Raw genomic sequence first — 4,052 nt, forward strand, 5'->3', positions numbered from 1 at the left:
TTTCGTGCTGAGGCAAGATTCTTAAGAGCATTATCTTACTATCATGCAATAGATATTTATGGAAAAGTACCTTTTGCTACCGAAGACAATATCATTGGTTCTGGAGTGAAACCACCAATGCAATCAAGAGTGTATGTATTCAATTATATTATTGAAGAATTAAATAGTATAGATGCAGATTTAGTAGCTCCAAAAACAAACGAATATGGTAGAGCAGATAAAGCAGCTGCATGGATGTTAAAAGCCAAATTATATCAAAATGCTAAAGTTTATACAGGAGTTGATAAAAGTACTGAAGCTTTAACAGAAATTACAAAAGTTATTGGTTCACCTTATAAAATAGCAACTATACCTTATGCAAATTTATTCAAAGCGGATAATAATATTAACGGAGCACAGGATGAAGCTATTTTTCCTATTACTTTTGACGGAATTAAAACAAAAACTTATGGAGGCACAACATTTTTAATACACGCTAGCTGTAATAATGCAGTAGGAGCTACATTAGGAGTTGATGCCGGTTGGGCAGGTTTTAGAGCTAGGCAGGAATTTATTCAGTCTATTGGTACAGATGCTAGAGTTATGAAAGTACCTGGAAATACAGATCCTGCTTCGATTTCGGATTACTCTAAATTTGAAGAAGGAGTAAAATTAATTAAGTTTTCTAATAAAAAAGTAGGAGGTACGAATGGAAGTGACGGTACTTTTGCAGATGCGGATTTTGCTTTATTCAGAATGGGTGATGCATATTTAATGTACGCAGAACTAGCAATTGTTAACGGAAAAGGAAGCACCGCTACTGCTTTAAATTATATTAACGCCTTAAGAACAAGAGCCGGTGTTGCAAATATTACAATGTCTGATATTAATGCTCTTACTACTACAGATGCCAAAGAAGTATTTATTTTGAACGAGAGAGCTAAAGAATTATACTGGGAAGGCACAAGAAGGCAGGATTTAATAAGATTAAATCATTATGTTTCGGGCTACACTTGGCAATGGAAAGGAGGTATTCAAAATGGATCTTCGATAGCTTCTACTAAAACTCTATTTCCAATTCCTAATAAGTATTTGAATTTGAATTCCAACTTATCTCAAAATCCTGGGTACTAATTTTTAAAAGTTATAATAATGAAAAATATAATAAAATTTCTTTTCGCGACTATTGCTATTATGATGGTTTGGTCTTGCGAGAAAGATGAAGATCAGGCTGTTTTATCATTAAAATCTGAGCCTAATCTGAAGGCTAGTACAAATACTCTATCTTTAACTAGCGCAAATGCGAATAATAATGCGGTTACTTTCACAATAACCCCTGCAGAATATACTCCAGCAGTGGAAGTTACAAATGTGTTACAGTTCGCAGTAACTGGGACTAATTTTGCTTCGGTGAAAGAGGCAGGTTTAAGCAGTGGAGTATTATCCAAATCTTATACAGTAATAGAATTTAATGCTTTAATGTTAAATCTTGGATTGCCAACGGGTGTCGCTTCAAGTATAGATGTGAGATTAAAAACTACAGTGGGCAAAGGATCACCCGTATATTCACAGATACAAAAGATTTCAGTAACTCCTTATGCTCTTGTTTCTTATATGTACGCTCCTGGAGCTTATCAGGGATGGAATCCGCCAACAGCGCAAGCGTTGAAATCTGCAACGAGTAACGGAATCTATATTGGGTATATTAATTTCACATCACCAAACTCTGAATTTAAAATTACACCAATGAAAAACTGGGATCATAGTTATGGTACCAATAATAATGTAGATTTAATATATGATGGAGGTGGTAACCTGAAGGCAGCAAATGCGGGAAGTCAAAAATTAACTGTTAATACAAATACAAATAAATTTACTTTAAGTCCATATTCTTGGGCTGTTATTGGTTCTGCTACGCCAAATGGCTGGAACGACCCAGATACTGATTTGGTTTGGAATAGCACAACTGAAAAGTGGGAAGTTACTGTTGTTTTAACAGTCGGTGAAATTAAGTTTAGACTTAATAATGATTGGGGAACAAACTTTGGAGATGATGGAAATAACGGAACCTTAGACGCTGGTGGAGCCAACATTCCTATTAGCTTACCAGGAACGTATAAAATTACGTTTGATGAAGTGAATCTGGTTTATACCGCTGTGAAGTTATAATCTATTCTCTGACATTTATATAAAACTGTTGTGTTTTGGCAGCAGTTTTTTTATTTTTAAAGCTTATATAATCTAATATGAAGAAAATTACAGCAGGAGCAATGATGCTCTCAATGATGTTTGCGGGTGTTAATGCACAATCTTTAAAATCGCCGGATGGGAAGTTCGAAATGGACTTTCAGCTGAAACAGGGCGTACCTTATTACAATCTTAAATATAACGGGAAAACGATCGTCGAAGATTCCAAATTGGGACTCAGATTATTTAAAGATACTTCAATAAAATTTGCCTCAGAAATTGCAAAACCGGAAGATGTAAAATTTGATCTGAACAACGGTTTTACTAAAATAGATGAAAAACGTGATGCTAAAAACGAAACTTGGCAGCCGGTTTTAGGGGAAAAGAAAAATTATATCAATCATTACAATGAATTGGCGGTAACGCTTAACCAGACCTCAACAGACAGAAATATTGTGGTGAAATTCAGACTGTTTAATGATGGGTTAGGTTTCAGATATGAATTTCCGCAGCAGAAAAACCTTAATTACTTCGTCATCAGGGAGGAAGATTCTGAAATTGATTTTCCAACTGACATGAAAGCTTGGTGGATCGTTGCAGATTACGACTCTCAGGAATACCAGTATCAGGAAACAAAACTTTCTGAAATCCCTGCTAGATGGCCAAAAGCTGCAGATGCAAACGCTTCTCAGACTTTAATTAAAAACGCGGTTCAGTCTCCGGTGATGTTGAAGCAGGAAGGAAAAGAGCCTTTATATATCAATGTTGCAGAAGCTGCTGTTTTAGACTATCCTGCCTCTCATCTTGAAGTAGATGCTCAGAATTTCAAATTCAAAACACATCTTACAGCAGACAGACAGGGTGCAAAAGGATATATTCAGACTCCTTCCGTTACCCCTTGGAGAACAATTATTGTGGCTCCGAAAGCAGAAGAGGTGATGGATTCTAAAATGCTTTTCAATCTTAATGAACCTACAAAATATAGCGATACTTCTTACATTCATCCAACAAAATACATGGGAGTATGGTGGGAGATGATCATCGGTAAATCTCAATGGGCTTACGGACAGCCGGAATCTAATGTGCGTCTTGGAGTAACAGATTTCTCTAAACTTACGCCTAACGGAAAACACGGAGCCAACAATACAAAAGTGAAAGAATATATCGATTTCGCGGCAGAAAACGGTTTTCAGGGACTTTTAATTGAAGGCTGGAACGTTGGTTGGGAAGACTGGTTTGGCCACTCAAAAGAATTTGTTTTCGATTTCATCACTCCTTATCCTGATTTCGACATCAAAATGTTAAACGATTATGCGCATTCCAAAGGAATCAAATTAATCATGCACCACGAAACTTCAGGTTCAGCAACGAATTATGAAAGATGGGCGGATAAAGCTTATCAGTTAATGAATAAATACGGTTACGATGCCGTGAAAACAGGGTACGTAGGAGATATGATTCCAAGAGGAGAACATCATTATTCTCAATGGACAATCAACCATTTCTACAGAATTGCTGAAAAAGCCAACGAATATAAAATTATGGTGAATTCTCATGAATCTGTCCGCCCTACAGGAGAAAGCAGAACGTATCCGAATTACATCTCTGCGGAAGCGGCGCGTGGAACGGAATATGAAGCTTTCGGAGGAAACAATCCCGATCATCAGACCATTCTTCCGTTTACAAGATGGATGGGAGGTTCGATGGATTACACGCCGGGAATTTTCCAGACAAAACTGGATTACTATTTCCCCGGAGACAAACGTTTTGTAAAAACAACTTTGGTAAAACAGTTAGCGCTTTATGTGGTAATGTATATGCCTCTTCAGATGGCGGCAGACTTACCGGAAAACTACAAAAAGCACATGGATGCCTTCCAGTTTATT

3 protein-coding genes are annotated in these 4,052 nt (G+C 36.8%); all 3 read left to right on the plus strand.

Features of this window, described 5'->3' with window-relative positions:
* Positions 1-1,113, plus strand: a 1,113-nt coding sequence (locus WFK35_RS21210) for a RagB/SusD family nutrient uptake outer membrane protein (RefSeq protein WP_336734527.1), incomplete at its 5' end; no start/stop codon positions are given.
* Between the two features lie 18 nt (positions 1,114-1,131).
* Positions 1,132-2,148: a SusE domain-containing protein gene (locus WFK35_RS21215; RefSeq protein ID WP_214589275.1), complete on the plus strand. Its 1,017-nt coding sequence runs from the start codon at positions 1,132-1,134 to the stop codon at positions 2,146-2,148.
* 77 nt (positions 2,149-2,225) lie between these two features.
* The coding region (locus WFK35_RS21220) for a glycoside hydrolase family 97 catalytic domain-containing protein (RefSeq protein WP_336734528.1) at positions 2,226-4,052 on the plus strand (1,827 nt) is incomplete at its 3' end.

Origin of the sequence: Chryseobacterium sp. VD8 (assembly GCF_037149975.1) — a bacterium.
GTDB lineage: Bacteria > Bacteroidota > Bacteroidia > Flavobacteriales > Weeksellaceae > Chryseobacterium > Chryseobacterium indicum.

What these genes read in the sequence shown, in the direction of transcription:
- WFK35_RS21215 (WP_214589275.1), top strand. Translation starts at nt 1,132, where the DNA reads ATGAAAAATATAATAAAATTTCTTTTCGCGACTATTGCTATTATGATG.